This is a genomic window from Streptomyces sp. RKAG293, from assembly GCF_023701745.1.
Lineage (GTDB): Bacteria > Actinomycetota > Actinomycetes > Streptomycetales > Streptomycetaceae > Actinacidiphila.
In genome coordinates this window covers 8195731-8217671 of sequence record NZ_JAJOZB010000001.1, presented here as the reverse complement: position 1 = coordinate 8217671, position 21941 = coordinate 8195731, and the positions used below count along the sequence as shown (strand labels likewise).

Below are 21941 nucleotides of genomic sequence, written 5' to 3'. Positions count from 1 at the left end.
CCGCCGTCGATCAGTTGGCGATGTTGTAGCTGTCGCCGTAGACCTTCCAGCTCAGCGGCGGGTTGAGGTCGAAGTTGCCCTTCTGGAGGAAGACGCGCTGTTCGGTGTCGACACGGCTGGTGTCGCTGTGCGCCTCCTCGGTCTTCATCGCGGCCTTGCGGGCGTCGAGGAAGGCATTGAGGTACGTCGTCTCGTTTCCGCCCTGGGCGGGGGTCTTGGCCTTCTTCATGGCGGTCTTGCGGATGCCGCCGAAGCTGGTGCTGTCGTCGCCCGGGCCGTGCATCACGATCGCGTCGTAGTAGGCGAACTGGCCGAGCGCGCGCAGCCCGTCGGACTTGGCCTGGTTGACGGCCGGGTTGAAGTACACCCGGTCGCGCTCGTCGTTCTGCGCGGTCTGGAACGCGGCGTCCTTGGCGGCGGTCTTCCAGGCGCTCTCGAAGGCGGAGCCGAGGCCCGAGTGCGATTCGGTGCCGTTGACCTTGCGCAGCGCGGGGAGGTACTTGGCGAGGGCGTTGCCGGGCTTGCGGTCCGTGTACAGCTGAACGAGGTCCAGCATGTCGCCGGTGCCGGAACAGAAGCCGATGATGCCGGCGGTGTAGCCGCGGCCGTCGCCGATGTCCTCGATGTACTTGTACTGCGACTTCCAGTCCAGCGAGGAGTTCTCGGCGCTGGAGACCAGCTGCATCGCGATGTCCTTCTTGTGGGCGTCGTCGAGACCGACGCCCGCCGCGGCCTTGACACCGGCACTGTGCGCGGCCACCGGCGTCGCGGCGTTGCCGTTGGCCGCGATCACCAGGGGGGTGGCGCCTGCTGCCAGCAGTCCGGTGGCTATGAGAAGGGTCAGGCGCTTACGGGATCGTCCTGCGCGGTGGTCGTTCACGTGCTCTCCGCTTCCGGCCGGGGGGCGGCCACTTCGGGGCTCGGGAGGTTACTCACGCCTTAGTTAGGAAACTTTCCTAACCGGGCGGGTGTATTCAAGCACCGCAACGAAGGAACGCCAAGATGCAGTTCGATGATCAATTCCGGATCCGTTCGGGTTCGGCCCGAAATCGGCTCCGGATCGGCCCCGAATACGATCGGGGCCGACTCCGGTTCAGCTCCTGCGCAGTTCCTCGAACCAGCTCAGGATCTGCGGATAGGCCACGAACGGCGTCGACAAGTGCCCCGCATCGCCCGCAGGGAGGAGGGGCGCGTGCACCCCGTTCGCCCGCAGCTGCGCCTGGCAGTGCTCGCTGTTGGCGACCGCCACGTCCCGGTCGGTGCCGGAGGCGAAGATCCGCACCGGCACCCGCGGCGTCCAATCCGAGCAGGTGGAGTCCCCGACGCGCAGCGCCTCGGCGAAGGCCCCCGTGGGGTGCCGCAGTGTGTCGATGAAGGCCGGGGTGAACAGCTTGCGCGGGTCGCCGGGCAGCGCCCCGAGGATCTCCGCGTCGCTGTGGCTGCCGTCGAAGAGCTGCTCCACGGTCCGGTCGTAGGGCGGCAGGAACGCCTCGGAGGTCGAACCGTAGAGCGGGTGCAGCCGGTTCCAGGACGTCGTGAAGTAGCCGAGGTAGTAGGCCGCGATGGCCGGGTCGAGGCGGCCATCGAACGCGGCAGGAAGCTCCGCGCCGCGCGCGTCGAACGGGCCGCTGACCGGGGCGAGCGCCTGCAGCCTGAAGTACGGGTCGGCCCCGCCCTGCAGCGCCCGGCCGAGCCCCATCGTGGCCACCCCGCCCTGGGAGAATCCGGTGACCAGCACCTGCCGCTCCAGCGTCCGGCCGTGGCCGGCGGCGAACGTGCGGGCCGCGCGCAGCATGTCTAGCGAGGCGCTGGTCTCCGTGCCGATGTCCATGTACGGGTGGTGTCCGGGGCCGGTGCCCAGTCCGAGGTAGTCGGGGGCGACGGCGGCGAACCCGGCGCCCGCGAACAGCACCGCGACCGCGCGGTCCGCGGTGTCCGGGTCCGTGGAGGCCACGCCCTTCTTCTCGGCGCGCGTGCCGTGTTCGTAGGAGACGGTCCGCAACTCGCGGGGACCTCCGACCGGCAGGGCGACGAGGCCGCTGGCGGTGGCCGGCCGGCCGTCGGCGCCGATCGTGCGGTACGTGATGCGGTACGAGGCGGTCGCGTACCGCGCGCCGGGCACCTCGAACCCCTGGCTCGCGACATAGGAGTCCGTCTGCGTACGGTTCAGCAGGGCGACGGGCACGGCGGAGAGCAACGTGCCGCGGCCGTCCGCGTGTCGAGCGGCCGAGGTGGCCGCCGCGGGGCGGCCGTCAGCGGCCAGTGCGGCGGCCGGCACGCCGGCGACGAGGGCGATGACGAGCGCGGTGGCCGCGGCCCGGGCGGTGCGGTTGCCGCGGGCGGTGCGGTTGCCTTGGGCGGTGCGAGCGGAGCGGGACATGGTTTCCCCTGGTGTGAAAGGTGCGGTGAGCACTGGGTTTCTGCTCCTCTCAGCCTTCCGTTCCGTGCCCTGCCGCTCCATGGCCCCACACACCCGGCGGGGGTGGGGCCAGCAACACCCCTGCTCCGGGGGGAATCCGGCGTACCGGTTACCTCACCGCCACGCTCTGGCGCGCCGGAAGGATCCGGCCCTCCATCATCGCGCCCATGCCCCGCGCCACACACCCGTCCGGATGTTCCGCGATCTGCACCCGCAGCCCGGTGGCCGACCGGAGCAGGGAGTCCAGGCCCGGCATCCGGGAGATGGAGCCGCCGAGCGTGAGTCCGCTGTCCGCGATGTCGACCACCAGGTCCGGCGGGCAGCGCCGCAGGACCATGCTGACCCCGTCGAGGATCGGGCGCAGCGGGCCGCGCATGGCGTCCCGTGCCGCCTGGGCGTCGGCCGTCACCGAGCGGGCCAGGCCGCTGACGATGTCCCGGCCGTTCAGCTCGATGTCGGCCGCGGCCGCGGGGGCGGTACCGCCGATGGCCTCGCGCAGCGACTGCACGGTCTGGACGGAGGGCGCCAGTTCATGGTGGCCCCGGAAGTACTCCACGACGGCACGGTCGATGGTGTCGCTTCCCACCGGGACGGTCTCGGCGGCCACCACCGTGCCCATGGAGAGCACCGCCACCTGCGTACTGTCGGCGTTCGCCAGCACGATCATCGCCGCTTCCGGGTACTCCACGGGCAGTCCGCAGCCGACGGCCGCCGCGAGCAGCGAGTCGACCAGCTCGACACGGCGCAGTCCGAGCCCCGCCAGCGTCTCGAACGCAGTGCGGCGCGCGACCGGTGGAGCGTCGTAGGGAAGGCTCAGGGCGGCCCTGAGCACCGGGGTGCGCAGCCTGGCCCGGCGCAGTCTCGACCCGGCCACGTGCCGGAGCAGGCGCCGCGCCATCTCGACGTCGACCACCATGCCGCCCGCCACCGGCTTGATGACGAGCACGTGCTCCGGCGCACGGCCGGTCAGCTGCTCCGCGGTGGTGCCGATCGCGACCACCTCGCCGCGCTCGGTGTCGAACGCGACGACACTGGGCTCGTCGGCGATCAGGCCGTGGCCCCTCAGGTAGACCCGGGTCCTGTCGGCTCCCAGGTCCACGGCGACGGTGCACCGTCGCAAGCGCTCCAGAACCGGCGCCAGGGTCATCACGCGCTCCCGACCCCGGGGAGGTCCCCGGAAGACATGGATGTGGCCGGCCCGTACGACCGGGCGGTCATGCGAGCTCCTGGCTCGCCGCCCGCACAGCGCTCTCCGGCCGGATCTCGGCCACTTCCTCCGCGGCGGGTTCGGTGGCCTCGGCAGATTCGATCATCATGCCCAGACCCAGCACCGTGGAGAGCGCGGGGTCCTTCGTGATGTGCACCGGCATACCGGTCGCGGCACCCAGCATGGTGTCGAGGCCGGGCAGCACGGCGCTGCCGCCGGTGAGGATGATGCCGCGGTCGGCGATGTCGACCACCAGGTCCGGCGGGCAGCGCCGCAGCACCCGGCCGATGCCGCTCACCAGCGCGGACAGCGGATCGCGCATCGCGTCCCGCACCCCGCCGGTCTCCAGGTTCAGCGAGCGGGCGAGTCCGCTGGACACGTCCTTGCCGTGCACCTCGGTGTTCGACTGCGGCTCCGCCACCGCTTCGGACAGCACCTGGTGCAGGGGCAGCAGCCCCTGGTGCGGGAGTATCAGATCGTGGTGGATCCGCAGGTGTTCGAGCACCGCGTCGTCCATGGCGTTCCCCCCGACCGGGAGGACCTCGCCGGCGATGATCCCGCCGAAGGAGAGCACCGCGACCTGGGTCTCGGACGCACCGCAGATCACGATCATGCTGCCTTCGGGCTGTCCGACCGGGATCGAGGAGCCCACCGCGGCGGCGAGCGGGGCGTGGACGAGTTCCACCTGCCGGGCGCCGAGGTCCGTCAGCGTCTCGGACAGGATCCGGCGCGCCTGTGGTCCGGCGCCGAACGGGACGGCCGCCGCTATCCGCGGCTTGGACTGACGGAGCCAGGCCCTGCGCGCCTTGTCGCCGAGGAGCTGGCGCAGCATCAGGATGCCCATGTCCACATCGACGACGGTTCCGCCGGAGAACGGACGGACCACGCGCACGTATTCGGCGGTACGGCCGGCCATGCGCTCGGCCAGGCCGCCTACCGCGACAAGGCGCCCGTTGCGGATGTCGACGGCCACCAGGCTCGGTTCGTCGACGATCAGTCCGGCGCGCTTGGCATAGACGCGAGTCCGTGCAGCCCCCAGATCGATCGCCAAGGTACAGCGGCGCAGATCGTGCAAGCTGTCGGTCACGGTGGTGCCTCTCGAACGGTGAATCCGGCCGCTCGTGCGGCGGCCTTCCCTTCACCATGAGGGCGGCCCCCGGTGATCGCCCGCTGGAATGCGCCGAGTGGGGACACCTCGGGTCCGGGCGCGCCGGGAGCGTCCATCGCGGGCGGACAGCGGGCGGAGGCGCGTCCGGCTGTCCGTACCGGGCATGCACGCCGACACCGTCGCCGACGACTCGCCCCGCACAGACGCCGCGCATTTCACACGTTCGGGTGAAGGGCCCCTGCGGAGGGTTGCCGGCCGGGGCGACCGGCAACCGGACGGCTCCCGGTCCGTCAGGTCCGCAGGTAGGAGGCGCCGTTGACGTCCAGGACGGTTCCGGAGGCCCACAGGGCCGCGGGCGACGCGAGCCACAGGGCGGCGGCCGCGATCTCGGCGGGCGCGGCGACCCGGCCGAACGGGCTCTGCGCACGGATCGCCTCGCCGCCGGCTCCGGCCAGCCGGTGGGCGACCCGGTCGGTCTCGATGAAGCCGGGCGCGACGGACGCCACGGCGATGCCGTGCGGCGCCAGCGCGACGGCCAGGGACTGGCCCAGCGCGTGGACCGCCGCCTTCGTCGCGCCGTAGGCGGGATGGTCCGGCTCACCGCGGAAGGCCCCGCGCGAGCCGATGTTGACGATGCGGCCGCCGGTGCCCGAGGCGATCATCCGGTGCGCGGCGAGATGACTGAGGTTGGCCGTGCCGAGCAGGTTGACGGCGACATGCCGCTGCCAGGCGTCGGTCCACTCCTCGTAGCCGGTGGTCGCGGGCGGGTGCGGGGTGTTGACGGCCGCGTTGTTCACCAGGACGTCGATGCCGCCCAGTGCGGCGGCCGCGTCGGCCGCCAGCCGGGCCGTCGCCGCCGGGTCGGCGAGATCGGCGCCCAGCAGGACATGGCCCGTGCCCGGCAGCTCCGCCAGGGTCTCCGCCGCCTCCTCGCGGCGCGATCCGTAGTGCACCGCCACCCGGTCGCCGTTGGCCGCGAAGGCCTGGGCGAGCGCCCTGCCGAGGCCGCGCGAGGCGCCGCTGACCAGCACGCGGCGGCCGGTGGCGGGGAACGGCGGGACAGCGGTGGAATCGGATACCGGGCCGGGCTGGTGCATCGCGCGCTGCTTCCTGGAGGGTGATCGAACCCCCAGCGTAGGAGAGCGTCCGCGCCCTACCGGCCCGGCCCCGTACCCGTCGCCCCGGTGGTCAGCCGGCGTTGTCGGCGTGGGTCAGGGTCTCCCAGGCCACGAAGAGGTTGTCGGAGCCCGCGGGACGCTGCTGCTCGGTGAGCTGCTGGGTGTTGGCCATCGCGATGCCGAGCCGGTGGTGCAGCGCGTTGAAGCCGACCTCGGTGACGGGGCCGAGGCCCAGGTTGAGGTGTCCGCCGCACAGCGAGGCCGGTACGGCCGCTGGGAGATGGCCGAGATGCCGTAACCGGTGTGGGTGAAGTCGCGGCAGGTCTCCTGGGTCAGGCCCGCGGTGAACGTGCGCTGGCCCTGCCAGTAGCTGATGATCTCCGCGCTGGTGTCGATGCTGCCGCCGGGCGGGGCCTTGGGGAGGGCGCCGTCGGAGGGCAGATAGTTCTACGCGGGCACCCGGCCGCGGAACCTGGCTATGGCCTTGTCGTAGCTGGTGCGGTCCTCCAGGAAGACCGAGATGCCGACGGCCGCCTCCATCATGCTCAGTTCCCAGTTCCCGTTGCTCTGGGAGCCGTTGATGACCTTCGGAAGGTAGACGGTGCGCAGCATGGTCGCGAAGCGGGTGACCCCGGCCGGGGACCAGCCGGCCCCGGTGTAGCGGATGATCTCGGCGGCGCGCGGCCAGGACGAGCCGGCCCAGCCGGTCTGCAGCGGCGCGTTGCTGTTGGTGTGGTTCGCGTTGCTGTTGGTGTGGTTGGTGATGACCGCGGACCGGGCCCGCGACCAGGCCCGCCGAGAGCAGGCCGGCGACGGCGGCGAGGGCGAGGACCAGGGTTCTCCGCCTGCGTGGGGGGCTCTGGCCTGCGGGACGGCGTTCAGAAGAGGGAACCCGGGCTCCCGAGGCCAGCCCGGCGCTCCGCGAGTCGCGCTCCGCCCGTAAGCCTGTTCCCCTGGTAGGACGGATCCGCCCGCTCCCGCGGCGGGCATGTGGAGAGGGCGAGCATGCACACCAGTGAACTGACCCCCGCGGTCCTCGAAGGGCTGCGCCGGCCGCGGCCCTATCCGGCCGTCTCGCTGCTGATGCCCACCCACCGGCACCGGCCGGAGAACGCCCAGGACCCCATCCGGCTGCGCAACCTGCTCGAGGACGCCCGCAAGCGCCTCACGGACGACCCGCAGGTCTCGCGCGCGGACCGGATCGACCTGGAGGGGCAGCTGGACCTGGTGGCCCAGGACGTCGACTTCCTGCACGCGGAGGACGGGCTACTGGTCCTGCTCGCCCCCGGCGAACGGCACATCTGGCAGCTGTCCTCCCCCGTGGAGATCCAGGAGCGCGTCGTCTTCGCCAACACCTTCCTCACCCGCAACCTCGTCGCCGCGCGGCTGTACGCCCGCCCGTACTGGGTGCTCGTGGTGTCCGAGGAGACGACGCTGCTCTGGGAGGGATCCGGCGACCGGCTGGTACCCGTCGAGCGCCACGGCTTCCCGCTGAAGCCCGGCATCCCGGACCCTGAGGACGCCGTCCCCGGGGCGAACATCGGCTCCGTCCCCGGCCACCAGCGCGAAGAGCGGATGCGCCAGTACCTGCGATCCGTCGACGCGGCGCTGGACAAGGCGCTGGACCAGGAGCGCCGGCCGGTCTTCCTGGTCGGTACGGCCAGCACCGTCACCCTCCTGGCGGAGCTGTCCCAGCACCCGCAGGATCTGGTGGGCCGGCTCGACCGCGCCGGGCTCGACAAGGCGCCCGCGCACGAGCTCTCGGAACGGCTGCGGCCGGTGTTCGAGGAGTACACGGCCAAGCGGAACGCCGATGGACTGGAGGAGCTCGACTCCGCGCGCGGCCGGCGCCGCTTCGCCGGCGGCCTCGACGAGGCCTGGCGGGCGGTCACCGAGGGCCGTGGATCGCTGCTGCTGGTCGAGGAGCACTTCCAGGCCGCGGCCCGCATCCAGGACGGCCATCTGGTGCCGGTCGAGGGCGGCACCGCCGCCGACGGCGTCGAGGAGGACGTCGTCGACCAGCTCATCGAGGCCGCCCTGGACAAGGAGACCGAGGTCCGCTTCGTCCCGGACGACTCGCTCAGCGACGACGGCCGGGTCGCCCTCGTCCTGCGCTACTGACCGTCCGGTGCCCGCACGGGTGACGGCGCGGCGCTGGTGGGCCGGTCGTCCTCCCGCCGCCGGAGGAGCCGCGATGGCGGCCGCGATCATCTCGATCGGCCTGCGGCTGACCGGGTACGACGTGGCCTCCGCGGTCTTCCTCGTGCCGGCGGTCGTGGCGTGGCTGCTGCTCGCGGCGCTCTTCGCCGACCGGCTGCTGCTGGACCGCGGCACCTGGAAGGCACAGGCCGAGACCCCGGCCGCGCTCACCTCGATCGCCGCGACGACCGTGCTGGGCACCCGGCTGTCGCTCCAGGGCCGGCAGGAGGCGGCGGCGGCGGCTCTGCTGATCGTGGCCACGGTGCTGTGGCCGGTGCTGCTGCCGTCCGTCGTCCGGCACTGGAAACCCCGGCTGCCGGGGGCCGGCTTCCTCGTCTGCGTCGCCACCGAGGGCCTGGCCGTCCTGGCCGGGTCCCTCGCGCTCGCCGAGCGGCAGGCCTGGCTGATGTGGGCGGCGCTGGGGTGTTTCGTGCTGGGCCTGCTGCTCTACGCCGCGGTGCTGCCGCGCTTCGACGCCGGCCAGCTGCGGACGGGCAGCGGCGACCAGTGGGTGGCCGGCGGCGCGCTGGCCATCTCCGCGCTCGCCGGCTCCGGACTCGTCACCGCGTCCGCCGCGAACGGCCCCCTGCACTGGGCCCCTTCGGCGCACGGAACGCTGCGCGTGCTCACCATCGTGCTGCTGGTGCTGGACCTGTGCTGGTTCGCCGTCCTGCTGGTCTGCGAGATCCGGTGGCCGCGTCCGCGCTACGACGTCCGCCGCTGGTCGACGGTCTTCCCGCTCGGGATGACGGCGGTGGCGTGCCTCGCCGTCGCCACCGCGGCGGACGTCCCGGTGGCGGAGACCGCAGGACGCGTACTGCTGTGGCCGTCCCTCGTGCTGTGGATGGTCGTCTTCGTGGCGGCGGTCCGCTCGGCGCTGGCCGGCCGGGAGCCGCCGGCCTAGAACTCCGGGTCGGGCTCCCCCGCCGGGTCCTCCGCGTCCTCGGGCTCCGGCATGTCGCCGAACCCCTCCGGCTCGTCCGCCGCTTCCGCCGCTTCCGGCTCGCGCTCCGTGCCGGAGAGCGTGTCCAGGATCTGCTGCCCGTACTTCGCCAGCTTGTTCTCGCCGACGCCGCTGATGGTGCCGAGCGCCGCCAGGTCCGTGGGAGCGGCCGTGGCGATCTCGCGCAGGGTCGCGTCGTGGAAGATCACATACGCGGGGACGCCCTGCTCCTTCGCACTGGCGGCACGCCAGGCGCGCAGCTTCTCGAAGACCGGCAGCAGTGCCTCGGGCAGGTCGACGGGAGCGGCCCGGCGGGACTTCGCCGACTTCTCCGCACGGGCGGCCTTCTCCGGCTCGCGCCGCAGCAGCACCTCACGCTTGCGGCCCAGCACCTCGGCGCTGGCGTCGGTGAGCACCAGCGTGCCGTAGTCACCCTCGACGGCGAGCAGCCCCTGGGCCAGCAGCTGGCGGACCACCCCGCGCCAGCCGGACACACCGAGCTCGGTGCCGATGCCGAACACCGACAGCGTGTCGTGGTCGAACTGGATGACCTTGGCCGTCTTCTTGCCGAGCAGGATGTCGATGATCTGGCCGGCGCCGAACTTCTGGTGGCGTTCGCGCTCCAGCCGCAGCACCGTCGAGAGCAGCTTCTGCGCGGGGATGGTGCCGTCCCACGACTCTGGCGGGGTCAGGCAGGTGTCGCAGTTCCCGCAGGCGGTGCTCTGCTGGCCGAAGTAGGCCAGCAGCCGCACCCGCCGGCACTCGACCGTCTCGCACAGCGCCAGCATCGCTTCGAGGTGGGTGCCCAGCCGGCGGCGGTGGGCCTCGTCGCCCTCGGACGTCTCGATCATCTTGCGCTGCTGCACGACGTCCTGGAGGCCGTACGCGAGCCAGGCGGTGGACGGCAGGCCGTCGCGCCCGGCCCTGCCGGTCTCCTGGTAGTAGCCCTCGACGGACTTGGGCAGGTCCAGGTGGGCGACGAAGCGCACGTCCGGCTTGTCGATGCCCATGCCGAACGCGATGGTCGCGACGACCACCACCCCGTCCTCGCGCAGGAACCGCGACTGGTTCGCCGCCCGGACCCGCGAGTCGAGACCCGCGTGGTACGGCACCGCGTCGATGCCCTTGCCCACCAGGAACTCGGCGGTCTTCTCCACCGAGGCGCGCGACAGGCAGTACACGACGCCCGCGTCGCCGGGGTGCTCGGTGCGCAGCAGTTCCAGCAGCTGCTTCTTCGGTTCGTCCTTCGGGGCGATCCGGTACTGGATGTTCGGGCGGTCGAAGCTCGCCACGAAGTGCCGGGCGTCCTTGAGGTTCAGCCGGGACGCGATCTCGCCGTGGGTCGCCTCGGTGGCCGTCGCGGTCAGCGCGATACGGGGCACCTTCGGCCAGCGCTCGTGCAGCGCCGACAGCATGAGGTAGTCGGGCCGGAAGTCGTGGCCCCACTGGGCGACGCAGTGCGCCTCGTCGATCGCGAACAGCGAGATCGTGCCGCGGTCCAGCAGCCGCAGCGTCGCCTCGGAGCGCAGCCGCTCGGGCGCCAGGTAGAGCAGGTCCAGCTCGCCGGAGAGGAAGGCCGCCTCGACCGACCGGCGCTCGTCCATGTCCTGCGTGGAGTTCAGGAACCCGGCCCGCACACCGAGCGCGGTGAGCGCGTCGACCTGGTCCTGCATGAGGGCGATCAGCGGCGAGATGACGACACCGACGCCGTCCCGGACCAGCGCGGGGATCTGGTAGCAGAGCGATTTGCCGCCACCGGTCGGCATGAGGACGAGGGCGTCACCGCCGGCGACCACATGATCGATGATCTCCTGCTGCGCCCCTCTGAACGACCCGTAGCCGAACACACGGTGCAGGACGCGCAGCGCGTCGCTCGTCTCGGACGTCTCGTCGAGGGCAGCAGCAGTCATCCGGGCAGTCTACGAGGAGCCCGGTGCCCGCCATGACACGATTCCCCGTCCCGGCCGGGTTCGGCCGGGACGGGGACCGTCCGGTGTCAGCGCAGCCGCGCCGCCGCCGGGAGACCGTCGAAGGCCGGGCGCGGGGCGGCCGGGGCGCGCAGCCCGCGGGCCTGCGGGGCCACCGCGGCGGTGGAGGTGCGCAGCGCGCCGTAGCCGCCGACGAGCGGCAGGTTCACCCCAGAACGGGCCAGGTCGACGGTGATCTTCGGGGTGGTGTCGGCGGGCTGGATCAGCCCGCCGTCGGTACCCGCGATGATGACGGCGAGCCGGTGGCCGGCCGGGATCACATGGTCGGTGGCGGCCAGCTTCAGGGTCATCGTGTACGGCTTGCCCGGGACCAGCGGCACACCGTGGTTCAGGGACGCGTAGTGCCCGAGGTCGGCCCAGCCCCGGCTGAACACGGTGTGGTCCACGGTGGTGGTGTCCGCCGCCGTGTCGAGGAAGCAGGCGCTGTCACCGGCGGTGCTGTCCCCGAAGCAGGAACGGGTGGCCAGCGTCTTGATGCCCTCGCCGTCCCCCAGATAGTTCCTGATGGTGGCCGGGCCGAGGTCGACCAGCACCGCCGACAGGTGCGCGCTGGTGGTGGAGGAGGTCGCGGTGACGGTGACCGTGCCGTTGCCGGACAGCCGCAGGTCCTTGGTGAGGACTCCGGTGGTGAAGGCCGTCCTGGCGGGGCTGGCGGCGTCGGGCTGGGCGGCCCAGTCCTCCTCCCACAGTGCCGGGTCGTCGGTGAACGACGCGGTGCTGCCGTGGTCGGCGGGCTTCGTGCCGAGGGTGCCGACGCCGGGCGTGGTGCCGGCGCGCAGGTTCAGCCGGGTACCGCCGGTCGCGGCCGGCGGCCAGACGCGGTCGGTGGTCCAGTGGTCGGGGGTGCGCTCGATGTCGGCCATCGGCTCGCGCTCGATGCCGTTGCGCACGCCCAGCAGGTAGTGGTCGAACCAGCGCTGCAGGGTGGGCACCCAGGCGGTGCGGCGGGCGTCGAACGGGTCGACGTGTCCGGTCTGCGAGAGCCAGACCTTGCGCTCGACGCCGTTGGCGGCGATGGCGTCCCACCACTGACCGAAGTTCTTCGTGCGGACGTTGAGGTCCTGCATGCCCTGGACGGCGAAGACGCTGGCGCGCACGTTGTCCGCGTCCTTGACGTAGTCGCGCTCGGTCCAGAACGGGGTCCAGTCACCGGTGCGCGGCGAGCCGGCGATGATCTTCTGCTGCTGTGCGGCGCAGTGGGCCTTGGCGTCCGGGCTCTCGACCAGGTCCGACAGCCACTCGGGGCCGTCCTGGAGCGGTGCGCCCTGGTGGAAGTAGTAGTCGTACCAGGAGCTGATCGCGCTGATCGGCACGATGGTCTTCAGACCGGCCACTCCGGTGGCGGCGACACCGTTGGCGATGGTGCCGTCCCAGCTCTTGCCGATCATCCCGACGGCGCCGGTGGTCCAGCTCGCCTTGACGGACCGGCCGCCGGCGCGGGCGCTGTAGCCCTTGGCGCGGCCGTTCAGCCAGTCGACGACGGCCTTGGCGGACTGGACGTCGGACCGGCCGCCGACGTCGACACAGCCGTCGGAGCGGTTGGTGCCCGCCAGGTCGACCAGGACGGCGGCGTAGCCGCGCGGCACGAAGTAGTTGTCGTAGAAGAGCGGCGCCTGCACGATGTCGCCGTTGGCGTCGTACGTCTTCAGCTGGCTCTCGTTGCCGCGGCCGCAGCAGGAGTAGTAGGGACTGGCGTCCATGATCACCGGTATCTTCCGGCCGGCCTTGGCGGGTTCACTGGGCCGGACGATGTCGACGGCGACGCGGTCGGCCTTGCCGTCCGCGTCGCCGTCGAGTCCGGTGTCCACCCAGACCGATTCGCGGATGGCGTCGGCGTAGGAGTAGTCGGGTTGGCTCAGTCCTTGCCGTACCGTCCCCGCGTCCCGGGTGTTCGCGTGTGCGGCGGTCGGTGCGGTGAGTACGGCGGCCAGGGCGGCGAGTACTGCCACCACGGCGGATATCCATTGGGTGCGGGTTCCCCGCGCATGTATGAGCACGGGCGGACCGTAGCGGTTGTACCTGCCATGACAGAAGGGGGATACGAGACAACTTCTGGTTCAGCCGGGGCGGTTGTGCCCGGCCCTGTCGTGCAGCACCGGGCAGCCGCCAGGACCGAAGGTGCCCAGTTCCGCGACGTCGAAGCCGTCCCGGTAGCCCTTGATCTCCGGGTACTGGCGGGCGTAGTGCGGGGTGCGGCGCGGCGGCAGCAGCCGGACCGCGCGGGCCCGCAGCCGCAGCGCTCCGCGCACCGCGGCCCGGCCCGCCGGGGACGGCGCCGGGTAGCGGAAGGCGCGCAGCAGCGGGTCGTCGAGCAGCGCACGGGCACCGGCCCGTGCCAGCGGGGCGAGCGGGGCGGCCGGGTACCAGGACGCCATCAGGTCCAGGGTCGCGTCGGAGACCCTGCGGCCGCCCTCGTCCCAGCCGAAGTGCGCCACCTCGTAGGCGTCGAGGAGCGACTCGAACTCCTCGAAGGTCCGCGGGAGTTCCGTGATCCCCATATGGGCGCCGAGAGTACGGCCGGCGCGCCCGCGCCGGCCGTAGAAAGTGACGACGGGTCAGCGGCCGCCCTTGCCCTTGTCCAGGCCCGCGCGGCGCAGCGCGTCGGCCATGGCGCCGCCGGGGGCCGGAGCCGCGGAGCCGCCGCCGCGGCGGTCGCCGCGGTCGTCGCGGGCGCCCCGGCCGCCGCCCTGGCCGCCCTGTCCGCCGCCCTGGCCGCCCTGTCCGCCCCGGGCCTGGCGCGGCGGGCCGCCCCGGCGCTCGCCGCCACCGCCGCCCGGACGCTGGTCGTCCCGCGGACCGCGCGGGGTGGCCTCGTCCTCCAGCCGCAGCGTCAGCGAGATGCGCTTGCGGGGGATGTCGACCTCCAGGACCTTCACCCGCACGATGTCACCGGGCTTGACGACCTCGCGCGGGTCCGAGACGAACTTCTGGGACATCGCCGAGACGTGCACCAGGCCGTCCTGGTGGACGCCGACGTCGACGAAGGCACCGAAGGCGGCGACGTTGGTGACCACGCCCTCCAACAGCATGCCGGGCCGCAGGTCCTTCATCTCCTCGACGCCGTCCTTGAAGGTGGCGGTCTTGAAGGCGGGGCGCGGGTCGCGGCCGGGCTTCTCCAGCTCGGCCAGGATGTCGGTGACCGTCGGCAGCCCGAAGGAGTCGTCGACGAAGTCCTGCGGCTTCAGGGCCCGCAGCACGGTGCCGTTGCCGATCAGCGACGGGATGTCCGTCCTGGCCGTGGCGCTGATCCGCCGCACCACCGGGTACGCCTCGGGGTGCACGCTGGAGGAGTCCAGCGGGTCGTCGCCGCCGGGGATCCGCAGGAAGCCCGCGCACTGCTCGTACGCCTTCGGGCCGAGCCGGGCGACGTCCTTGAGCGCCTTGCGGGACCGGAAGGGCCCGTTGGCGTCGCGGTGGGCGACGATGTTGCCCGCCAGCCCCTCGGTGATCCCCGAGACCCGGCGCAGCAGCGGCGCGGAGGCGGTGTTGACGTCGACGCCGACGCCGTTCACACAGTCCTCGACGACCGCGTCCAGCGAGCGCGACAGCTTCAGCTCGGACAGGTCGTGCTGGTACTGGCCGACGCCGATGGACTTGGGATCGATCTTGACGAGTTCGGCCAGCGGGTCCTGCAGCCGCCGGGCGATGGAGACGGCGCCGCGGATGGAGACGTCCAGCTCCGGCAGTTCCGCGGAGGCGTAGGCGGACGCGGAGTAGACCGAGGCGCCGGCCTCGGAGACCACGGCCTTGGTCAGGTTCAGGTCCGGGTGCAGCCGGATCAGATCGGCGGCGAGCTTGTCGGTCTCGCGCGACGCCGTGCCGTTGCCGATCGCGATCAGGTCCACGGAGTGCTCGCGGGCGAGTGCGGCCAGGGTGGCGACCGACTCGTCCCACTTGTTGCGCGGTACGTGCGGGTAGATCGTCTCGAAGGCGGTGACCTTGCCGGTGGCGTCCACGACGGCGACCTTCACACCGGTGCGGAAACCGGGGTCGAGGCCCATGGTGGCGCGGGTGCCGGCCGGTGCGGCGAGCAGCAGGTCGCGCAGGTTGGAGGCGAAGACCCGGACCGCCTCGTCCTCGGCGCCCTGGCGCAGCTGTCCGCGCAGGTCGATGCCGAGCCGGACCAGGAAGCGGGTGCGCCAGGCCCAGCGCACGGTGTCCGCCAGCCAGCGGTCGGCGGGCCGTCCCCGGTCGGCGATGCCGAAGTGGTGCGAGATGCTGCGCTCGTAGCTGCTGGGGCCCTCGCTGGGCTCCTCGGGCTCCAGGGTGAGATCGAGGACGTCCTCCTTCTCACCACGCAGCATGGCCAGCACGCGGTGCGAGGGGAGCTTGGCGAACGGCTCGGTGAAGTCGAAGTAGTCGGCGAACTTGGCGCCCGCCTCCTCCCGCCCCTCGCGCACCTTCGCCACCAGGCGGCCCCTGGACCACATCCGGGTGCGCAGTTCGCCCACCAGGTCGGCGTCCTCGGAGAACCGCTCGGTGAGGATGGAGCGGGCCCCTTCCAGCGCGGCTGCCGCGTCCTCGACGCCCTTGTCCGCGTCGGCGTAACCGGCGGCCACCGACTGCGGGTCGAGGCCGGGGTCGGCCAGCAGCGCGTCCGCCAGCGGCTCCAGGCCGGCCTCACGGGCGATCTGCGCCTTGGTGCGCCGCTTGGACTTGAAGGGCAGGTAGATGTCCTCCAGCCGCGCCTTGGAGTCGGCGGCCAGGATCTGGGCCTTCAGCGCGTCGTCCAGCTTGCCCTGCGACTCGACGGACTCCAGGATCGCGGCCCGCCGCTCGTCCAGCTCCCGCAGATAGCGCAGCCGCTCCTCCAGGGTGCGCAGCTGCGCGTCGTCCAGAGTGCCGGTGGCTTCCTTGCGGTAGCGGGCGATGAACGGCACGGTGGCGCCGCCGTCGAGCAGATCGACGGCCGCCTGCACCTGCGCCTGCCGTACCCCGAGTTCCTCGGCGATCCTGCGCTCGACCGACGGCCCGACCGACCCTGCAACAGACATCGTCACGATGCTGAACCTGCTCTCTCCGCTGGACTTCTGCGTGCATTATGCCCGCGCGGGCCGGGACGGCGCGGACGGCCCGCGGCCGTACCGCGCCCCCGGCGGAGTCAGACCAGCTTCTTCTCGAACCAGTGGTCGGCGTACTGGCTGTCGTTGTAGGCGGGGATCTCGCGGTATCCGTGCTTGGCGTACAGCGCCCGGGCCTCCACCAGGTCCTTGCGGGTGTCGAGCCGCAGCACGGCCACGCCGAGGACGTCGCGCGCGGCGTGTTCCGCGGCGGCGATCAGCCGGCTCGCGACGCCCTGGCCCCGGGCTTCGGCGCGCACGAACATCCGGGTCAGTTCACCGGTGTCCCGGTCCAGGACCCGGACGCCCAGGCATCCCATCGGCACTCCGTCACGGCGTGCGACCAGAAAGTGACCGGTGGGGGCGGCCAGATCATCACTGGGCTCCTCCAGCAGGACCTGGTCCACCTCCGCGTCGGTCGCGGGCCGGTCGTGGTACCGGGCGACGAGTTCGACGTAGTACTGCCGCAGCAGCGCGGATGCCTCGGAATGCCCCGGTGCCAGGGGGACGGTCTCCCACCGGGCAGCGTGGTCGGTTGTTGCCATCACGCGGCCCATACTTACAGGACCGTGCGGGGGTTAGCCCCCGAATATCCGGGGGCTTGGCACCCCAGCGGTTGGGGTGATGCCGTCATGGCTGCTCCGGGCCGCTGATCCGTAGGTTCGACCTACGGATTCCGCACGCCAGCATCGAGGAGCACCCATGCCCCCCGTCAGCATTCTCGCAGCCCCTGTCACCGACGCCTCCGACGGCGCCGACTGTCCAGCGGGCAGCGACTTCGCCCCCTTGCTGCGGGAAGTCAAGGAGCACGGGCTCTTCAAGCGCAGGCCCGGGTACTACGCCGCCGCGATCGCCCTGAACCTGGCCGCACTGGGCGCCATATGGAGCGGGGTGCTGCTGCTCGGCGGCTCCTGGCTGGTGCTGCTCCTCGCCCTGCCGGCCGCGGTCTTCGGTGCCCGTACGGCCTTCTTCGGCCATGACGCCGGACACCAGCAGATCGCCCGCAGCCGGGACCGCAACCGGCTCATCGGCCTGGTGCACGCGAATCTGCTGCTCGGCATGAGCTATGGCTGGTGGAACGACAAGCACAACCGCCACCACGCCAACCCCAACCACATCGAGAAGGACCCGGACGTCGAGGTGGGCGCACTGGTCTGGACGCGGGCCCAGGCCGTCGAACGGCAGGGCTTCGCACGCTTCCTCACCCGGCACCAGGCGCGGCTGTTCTTCCCGATGCTGCTGCTGGAGGGCATCGCGCTGAAGGTGTCCAGCTTCCAGAGCCTCAAGTCCCGCCCCGCACGCGAGCGCGGTGTCGAGGGCGCCCTGCTCACCGCCCATCTCCTCGGCTACGTTTCCCTGTTGCTGATCGCCATGCCCGTCGGCCAGGCCATCGCCTTCGCGCTGCTGCACCACGCGCTGTTCGGCCTGCACCTGGGCTCCGCCTTCGCCCCGAACCACAAGGGCATGGAGATGCCGGAGCCGGGATCGCGCTGGGGCCACCTGCGCCGTCAGGTCCTCACCTCGCGCAACGTACGCGGCGGGCTGGTCACCGACTGGTTCCTCGGCGGGCTCAACTACCAGATAGAGCACCACCTCTTCCCGAACTTGCCCCGCCCGCACCTGCGCCTCACCCAGCCGCTGGTCCGCGAACACTGCGCCCGGCTGGGGGTTCGCTACACCGAGACCGGGCTGCTCGACTCGTACGCCCAGGCGCTCAGCCACATGCACGAGGTCGGCGCCCCGCTGCGCGACACGGCCCCCGCCTCCTAGCGCGAACGCCCGCTGGCCCTAAGGAGCTTCGGGTCGGCCGTCGCCGTACAGCCAGGCGGCGAACAGGCCGCTGAGGTCCTTGCCGGACTGCTTCTCGCACCAGGCCGTGAACTCGGCGGAGTCGACGTTCCCGCCCCGGTGCCCGGTGGCCCAGCCGCGCAGGATGGCGAAGAACGGCGCGTCCCCGACGGCCTGCCGCACCTTGTGCAGGACCATCGCGCCGCGCCCGTAGACCGGGGCGTCGGAGACGTTCTCCGGCTTGCCGGGGTCGGCCGGCGGGAACGCCCACTGGGCGTCGTCCCGGTAGGTCGCGTCGAAGTGCTTCTGAACGCTCTCACCGCCGTGCTGTTCGTCCCACAGCCACTCGGTGTAGGTGGCGAAGCCCTCGTTGAGCCACATGTCCTGCCAGGTGCGCGGCGTGACGGAGTCGCCGAACCACTGGTGCGCCAGTTCGTGCACCAGGGTCGGCTCGTCCAGGGTGGTGCCCTTCCGGTCGCCGGGGAACACCGGTTTCGTCTGGGTCTCCAGGGCGTAGTTGACCGTGTCGCCGTCGACGCGGTCCACGATGGCGCCGGTGGACGAGAAGGGGTACGGGCCGAAGAGCCCGCTCTCCCAGTCCACGATCTGCGGGATCTTGCGCAGCACACCGGACCGGTCCTCGCCCGCCTCGCGGGGGTCGACGGCGACGTAGACGGGCAGTCCCGAGGCCGTTGCCGACCGGGTCACCTGGAACTTCCCGATGGCGACGGTCGCCAGATAGCTCGCCATGGGCTCGGCGCTGTGCCATCGGAACGTGGACCGGCCGCCCGTGGTGCGGGTATCGGTCAACTCCCCGTTGGACACCGCGGTCAGGCCTTCGGGCACGGTCACCGTGATGTCGTAGGCGGCCTTGTCCAAGGGGTGGTTGTTGCCAGGGAACCAGGCCATCGAGCCGACCGGTTCGCCCAGGCCGACGGCGCCGTCGTCGGTGCGGACCCACCCTTCGTGCGAGCCGTCGGCGTCCTTGATGGTGCCGGGGACCCCGGAGTACTCGACGACGGTGGTGAACTCCGCGCCGGAACCGACGGCGTGGGCCGGCCGCACGGTCAGTTCGGTCCCGGCGCGGGAGCTCCCCGCGGCGGCCCCGTCGACGGTCACCTTGCCGACGTCCAGGCCCGACAGGTCGAGGTTGAAGGTCGGCAGACCGCGGGTGGCCCGCGCGGTGATCCGCGCGGTGCCGCGCAGCAGCCGTGTCGCGGGGTCGTAGTCCAGTTCGAGCCCGTAGTGCGACACGTCGTACCCGCCGTTGCCCGCCAGCGGGAACAGCGGGTCGCCGACTCCGGAGGAGCCGTCCGCGGACGGCGGTGACGCGGACGGGCGCCCCGCGGTGCACGCGGTCACGAGGAGCAGCCCGGAGAGCGCCGCGCGCAGGAGTCGGTGGTGCACAGGTCCTACCCCTCGTAAAGCGAATCGATCTCCTCAGCGTACGTACTGCGGATCACCCGGCGCTTCAACTTGAGCGACGGGGTGAGCTCTCCGGTGGCCGGTCCCCACTCGTCGGTGAGCAGGTGGTAGCGCTTGATCTGCTCGGGCCGGCTCAGCCGCGCGTTGGCGGTGGCGACCGCGCGGGCGATCTCGGCGCGCAGCGCCTCCGGGCCCTCCCGGTCCGCCCAGGCGGGGGCCAGCTCGGGGTCGAGGACGAGGAGCGCGACGAGGTAGGGGCGGCCGTCGCCGTGCACCAGTGCCTGGCCGATCAGCGGGTGCTCCTTGAGGGCGTTCTCGACCGCCGCGGGGGCCACGTTCTTGCCCGAGCAGAGCACGATGATCTCCTTCTTGCGGTCGGTGATCCACAGATAGCCGTCCTCGTCGATCCGGCCGACGTCCCCGGTGGGGAACCACCCGTCGGCGTCGGTGGCGGGGAGCGCCGTGCCGTCCGGCCGCAGATAGCCGGCGCAGACGATCGGTCCGCGCACGAGGATCTCGCCGTCCTCCGCGGTCCGGATCTCCACCCCGTCCAGCGGGCGTCCGACGGAGCCGAAGCGGAAGCCGCCGGGGCTGTTGGTGGTGGCCACGCCGGTCGTCTCCGTCAGGCCCCAGGCGTCGACGATGACGAGCCCGAAGCCGGCCCAGAACTCCAGGATGTCGACGGGCATCGGCGCGGCGGCGCTCGCCGTCCAGGTCAGCCGCTCGAAGCCGGCCAGGGCGAGCACCGGGTCGAGCACCCGGGCCTTCGCCTCGGCGTAGGCCGCGGCCAGGGCCGGTGCGGGCTCCTCGCCGCGCTCGCGGCACTTCACGACGGCGCGCGCGGTCTCGGCGGCCGCCTCGACGGCCGCCCGCCGCTTCTCGGGCAGCAGGCCGAGAGCGGCCCGTACCGAGGAGGTGAGCTTCTCCCAGACCCGGGGCACACCGAAGAACTGCACGGGGCGCAGTTCCCTGGCGGTCGCGGCGACGGCCTGCGGATCGGCGCAGAGGTGGACGTGCCCGGCCCGGAAGACCGGCAGATAGATTCCGAGCATGCGCTCGGCTATGTGGGCGAAGGGCAGATAGCAGATGCTCGCGGCATGGCCGGGGAAGTCCGCGACGCGGTCCAGCGCGATGCCGTTGAGCAGCACATTGCGGTGCGAGAGCACCACGCCCTTGGGGTCGCCGGTGGTCCCTGAGGTGTAGACGACGGTGAGCGGGTCGGCCGCGCCCACCGCGCGCCAGCCCTTCTCGAAGGCGTCGGCGTCGTACAGCCGGACGCCCTGCGCGGCGATCGAGGAGTACGCGACGTGCGGCCCCGCCTCGCCCGGTTCCACCACGACGATCCGCCGCAGCCGCGTCTGCGGGTCGTCGAGCAGCGGCTCCCAGCGGGCCCCCTCGCGCGCCGATTCCACGACCACGAGCCGGGCCCTGCTGTGGCGGGCGATATGGCCGATCTGTTCGGGCGCGGCGGTGCCGTAGACGGAGACCGGCACGGCGCCCAGGTGGACGAGGGCGAGGTCGGAGAGCCAGTGCTCGGGGCGGTTGCCCATCATCAGCAGGACGTGCTCGCCGCGCTCCACGCCGATCGCGGCGTAGCCGGAGGCGAGGCCGGCCACCTTGCGGCGGACATCCGACCACGTGAGGGTGGTCCAGCCGGTCCCGTCGGCGGTGCGCCAGGACAGCGCGGGGAGGTCCCCGTGGTCCTCGGCGTTGCGCAGCAGCAGCGCGGGGAGGGTGAGCTCGGACGGTTCGGCGGGGAGTCGCAGGATCGTGGGCATGACGGCCTCCTGGCCGGCCTGGCGGCCGGTCTCCTGGAACCTGGTGGAGTACGGGAACCGCAAGCTTTCACACCATCGCTGAGACAGCAATACTGTTGAGCACGATCCGCCGCATCGACCGGGGCGGGGCTCGGGTACCGACGGAAGCGAGGCGCAGCGCATGACGCAGTCCCTGATCCAGCCGGCCGGCCTCACCGTCGACGAGCTGGCGGCGCGGGCCGGAGTCACCGTCCGTACGCTTCGTTTCTACAGCAGCAAGGGCTTGCTCCCGCCGCCCGTGCTGGGTCCGCGGCGGGTGGGGCTCTACGGGCCCGAGCACCTGGCGCGGCTGTCGCTGATCGAGGAACTGCAGCACCAGGGGCTGACGCTGGCGGCGATCGAGCGCTACCTCCTCCAGCTGCCGGCCGACATCACCGCGGAGGATCTGGCGATGCACCGGGCGCTGGTCGCCGCCTGGGTACCGGACTCCGCCGAGGAGACGCCGCGCGCGCAGCTGGAGCGGCGGGCGGGCCGGGCGCTGACCGACCACGACGTGGACCGGCTGTCGGCGATGGGCGTGCTGGACCGCACCGACCGCCCCGAGGTCTTCCTGGTCAATCCGGCGATGCTGCACCTGGGGGTGCGGCTGCTGGACGTGCCGATCCCGCTGGAGACGGTGCTCGCCACCCGCGAGATCGTGCTGAAGCACACCCGGGCCGTCGCCCATGAGCTGCAGAAGCTCTTCCGCGAGCAGGTCTGGCAGCCGTATCTGGACGGTGACCCGAGCCCGGAGGAGACCGCCCGGATGCGCTCGCTCACCGAGTACATCCAGCCGGCCCTGGTCCAGGCCCTGGTGACGGCCTTCCAGCGGTCGCTGGCGGAGGAGCTGCGGGCTTCGGCCTCGTCCGGGAGGGACTGAGACCGAAGCC

15 protein-coding genes and 2 pseudogenes are annotated in these 21941 nt (G+C 72.2%); 4 read left to right on the top strand and 13 right to left on the bottom strand.

The features are described from left to right. Positions 1-10 precede the first annotated feature (10 nt). The 6 genes and pseudogenes from LNW72_RS36215 to LNW72_RS42200 all read right to left on the bottom strand — a co-directional run bounded on the left by LNW72_RS36215 (position 11) and on the right by LNW72_RS42200 (position 6971). Positions 11-880, bottom strand: coding sequence for a chitosanase (locus LNW72_RS36215; protein WP_374117374.1), 870 nt, complete (start codon positions 878-880; stop codon positions 11-13). A 213-nt stretch (positions 881-1093) separates the two neighbouring features. Further along, complete coding sequence (locus LNW72_RS36210; RefSeq protein ID WP_250979271.1) at positions 1094-2380, bottom strand: lipase family protein; 1287 nt, start codon at positions 2378-2380, stop codon at positions 1094-1096. A gap of 148 nt (positions 2381-2528) precedes the next feature. Continuing rightward, positions 2529-3566 carry a rod shape-determining protein gene (locus LNW72_RS36205; protein WP_250979270.1) on the bottom strand — a complete coding sequence of 346 codons (1038 nt, stop codon included), beginning with the start codon at positions 3564-3566 and terminating at the stop codon, positions 2529-2531. 67 nt (positions 3567-3633) lie between these two features. Then, positions 3634-4713, bottom strand: a complete 1080-nt coding sequence (locus LNW72_RS36200) for a rod shape-determining protein (RefSeq protein WP_250979269.1) — start codon at positions 4711-4713, stop codon at positions 3634-3636. 311 nt (positions 4714-5024) lie between these two features. After that, on the bottom strand, positions 5025-5831 hold the full coding sequence (locus tag LNW72_RS36195) for an SDR family oxidoreductase (RefSeq protein ID WP_250979268.1): 807 nt from the start codon (positions 5829-5831) through the stop codon (positions 5025-5027). A 91-nt stretch (positions 5832-5922) separates the two neighbouring features. Continuing rightward, positions 5923-6971, bottom strand: a pseudogene (locus LNW72_RS42200) (hypothetical protein). On the opposite strand from LNW72_RS42200, the gene LNW72_RS36185 reads away from it, so the two are divergent. Further along, the gene (locus tag LNW72_RS36185; RefSeq protein ID WP_250979267.1) at positions 6858-7973 is read left to right on the top strand and encodes a hypothetical protein; all 1116 of its coding nucleotides are present in this window, start codon (positions 6858-6860) and stop codon (positions 7971-7973) included. The pseudogene LNW72_RS42200 and the gene LNW72_RS36185 sit on opposite strands and share 114 nt — an antisense overlap. Before the next feature lie 73 nt (positions 7974-8046). Next, positions 8047-8955 carry a tellurite resistance/C4-dicarboxylate transporter family protein gene (locus LNW72_RS36180; protein ID WP_250979266.1) on the top strand — a complete coding sequence of 303 codons (909 nt, stop codon included), beginning with the start codon at positions 8047-8049 and terminating at the stop codon, positions 8953-8955. Here the strand turns inward: LNW72_RS36180 and recQ are convergent. From recQ to LNW72_RS36155, 5 genes and pseudogenes are all read right to left on the bottom strand, one after another. Further along, positions 8952-10904, bottom strand: coding sequence for a DNA helicase RecQ (gene recQ / locus LNW72_RS36175; protein ID WP_250979265.1), 1953 nt, complete (start codon positions 10902-10904; stop codon positions 8952-8954). The genes LNW72_RS36180 and recQ overlap by 4 nt on opposite strands. 86 nt (positions 10905-10990) lie before the next feature. Further along, complete coding sequence (locus LNW72_RS36170; protein WP_250980440.1) at positions 10991-12931, bottom strand: Xaa-Pro dipeptidyl-peptidase; 1941 nt, start codon at positions 12929-12931, stop codon at positions 10991-10993. Between the two features lie 108 nt (positions 12932-13039). Further along, positions 13040-13498 (bottom strand): annotated as a pseudogene (locus LNW72_RS36165) (oxygenase MpaB family protein); the annotation flags it as partial. Between the two features lie 39 nt (positions 13499-13537). Then, on the bottom strand, positions 13538-15976 hold the full coding sequence (locus LNW72_RS36160) for a Tex family protein (RefSeq protein WP_250979264.1): 2439 nt from the start codon (positions 15974-15976) through the stop codon (positions 13538-13540). A 107-nt stretch (positions 15977-16083) separates the two neighbouring features. Continuing rightward, a complete protein-coding gene (locus LNW72_RS36155) occupies positions 16084-16587 on the bottom strand; it encodes a GNAT family N-acetyltransferase (RefSeq protein WP_250979263.1) in 504 nt (167 codons plus the stop codon). 157 nt (positions 16588-16744) lie between these two features. Here LNW72_RS36155 and LNW72_RS36150 point away from each other — a divergent pair, with 157 nt between their 5' ends. Next, positions 16745-17812 carry an acyl-CoA desaturase gene (locus tag LNW72_RS36150; RefSeq protein ID WP_250979262.1) on the top strand — a complete coding sequence of 356 codons (1068 nt, stop codon included), beginning with the start codon at positions 16745-16747 and terminating at the stop codon, positions 17810-17812. A gap of 18 nt (positions 17813-17830) precedes the next feature. Here the strand turns inward: LNW72_RS36150 and LNW72_RS36145 are convergent, their stop codons facing one another. Beyond that, positions 17831-19237: a M1 family metallopeptidase gene (locus LNW72_RS36145; protein WP_374117373.1), complete on the bottom strand. Its 1407-nt coding sequence runs from the start codon at positions 19235-19237 to the stop codon at positions 17831-17833. Between the two features lie 5 nt (positions 19238-19242). Next, entirely contained in the window at positions 19243-21033 is a 1791-nt protein-coding gene (locus LNW72_RS36140; protein WP_250979261.1) for an AMP-dependent synthetase/ligase, read from the bottom strand. A gap of 160 nt (positions 21034-21193) precedes the next feature. Here LNW72_RS36140 and LNW72_RS36135 point away from each other — a divergent pair, with 160 nt between their 5' ends. After that, on the top strand, positions 21194-21931 hold the full coding sequence (locus LNW72_RS36135) for a MerR family transcriptional regulator (protein ID WP_250979260.1): 738 nt from the start codon (positions 21194-21196) through the stop codon (positions 21929-21931). Positions 21932-21941 lie beyond the last annotated feature (10 nt).

Coding starts and splice junctions, on each gene's coding strand:
- LNW72_RS36210 (WP_250979271.1), bottom strand. CDS start 2,380: ATGTCCCGCTCCGCTCGCACCGCCCAAGGCAACCGCACCGCCCGCGGC.
- LNW72_RS36205 (WP_250979270.1), bottom strand. CDS start 3,566: ATGACCCTGGCGCCGGTTCTGGAGCGCTTGCGACGGTGCACCGTCGCC.
- LNW72_RS36195 (WP_250979268.1), bottom strand. CDS start 5,831: ATGCACCAGCCCGGCCCGGTATCCGATTCCACCGCTGTCCCGCCGTTC.
- LNW72_RS36185 (WP_250979267.1), top strand. CDS start 6,858: ATGCACACCAGTGAACTGACCCCCGCGGTCCTCGAAGGGCTGCGCCGG.
- LNW72_RS36180 (WP_250979266.1), top strand. CDS start 8,047: ATGGCGGCCGCGATCATCTCGATCGGCCTGCGGCTGACCGGGTACGAC.
- recQ (WP_250979265.1), bottom strand. CDS start 10,904: ATGACTGCTGCTGCCCTCGACGAGACGTCCGAGACGAGCGACGCGCTG.
- LNW72_RS36160 (WP_250979264.1), bottom strand. CDS start 15,976: ATGTCTGTTGCAGGGTCGGTCGGGCCGTCGGTCGAGCGCAGGATCGCC.
- LNW72_RS36155 (WP_250979263.1), bottom strand. CDS start 16,587: ATGGCAACAACCGACCACGCTGCCCGGTGGGAGACCGTCCCCCTGGCA.
- LNW72_RS36150 (WP_250979262.1), top strand. CDS start 16,745: ATGCCCCCCGTCAGCATTCTCGCAGCCCCTGTCACCGACGCCTCCGAC.
- LNW72_RS36140 (WP_250979261.1), bottom strand. CDS start 21,033: ATGCCCACGATCCTGCGACTCCCCGCCGAACCGTCCGAGCTCACCCTC.
- LNW72_RS36135 (WP_250979260.1), top strand. CDS start 21,194: ATGACGCAGTCCCTGATCCAGCCGGCCGGCCTCACCGTCGACGAGCTG.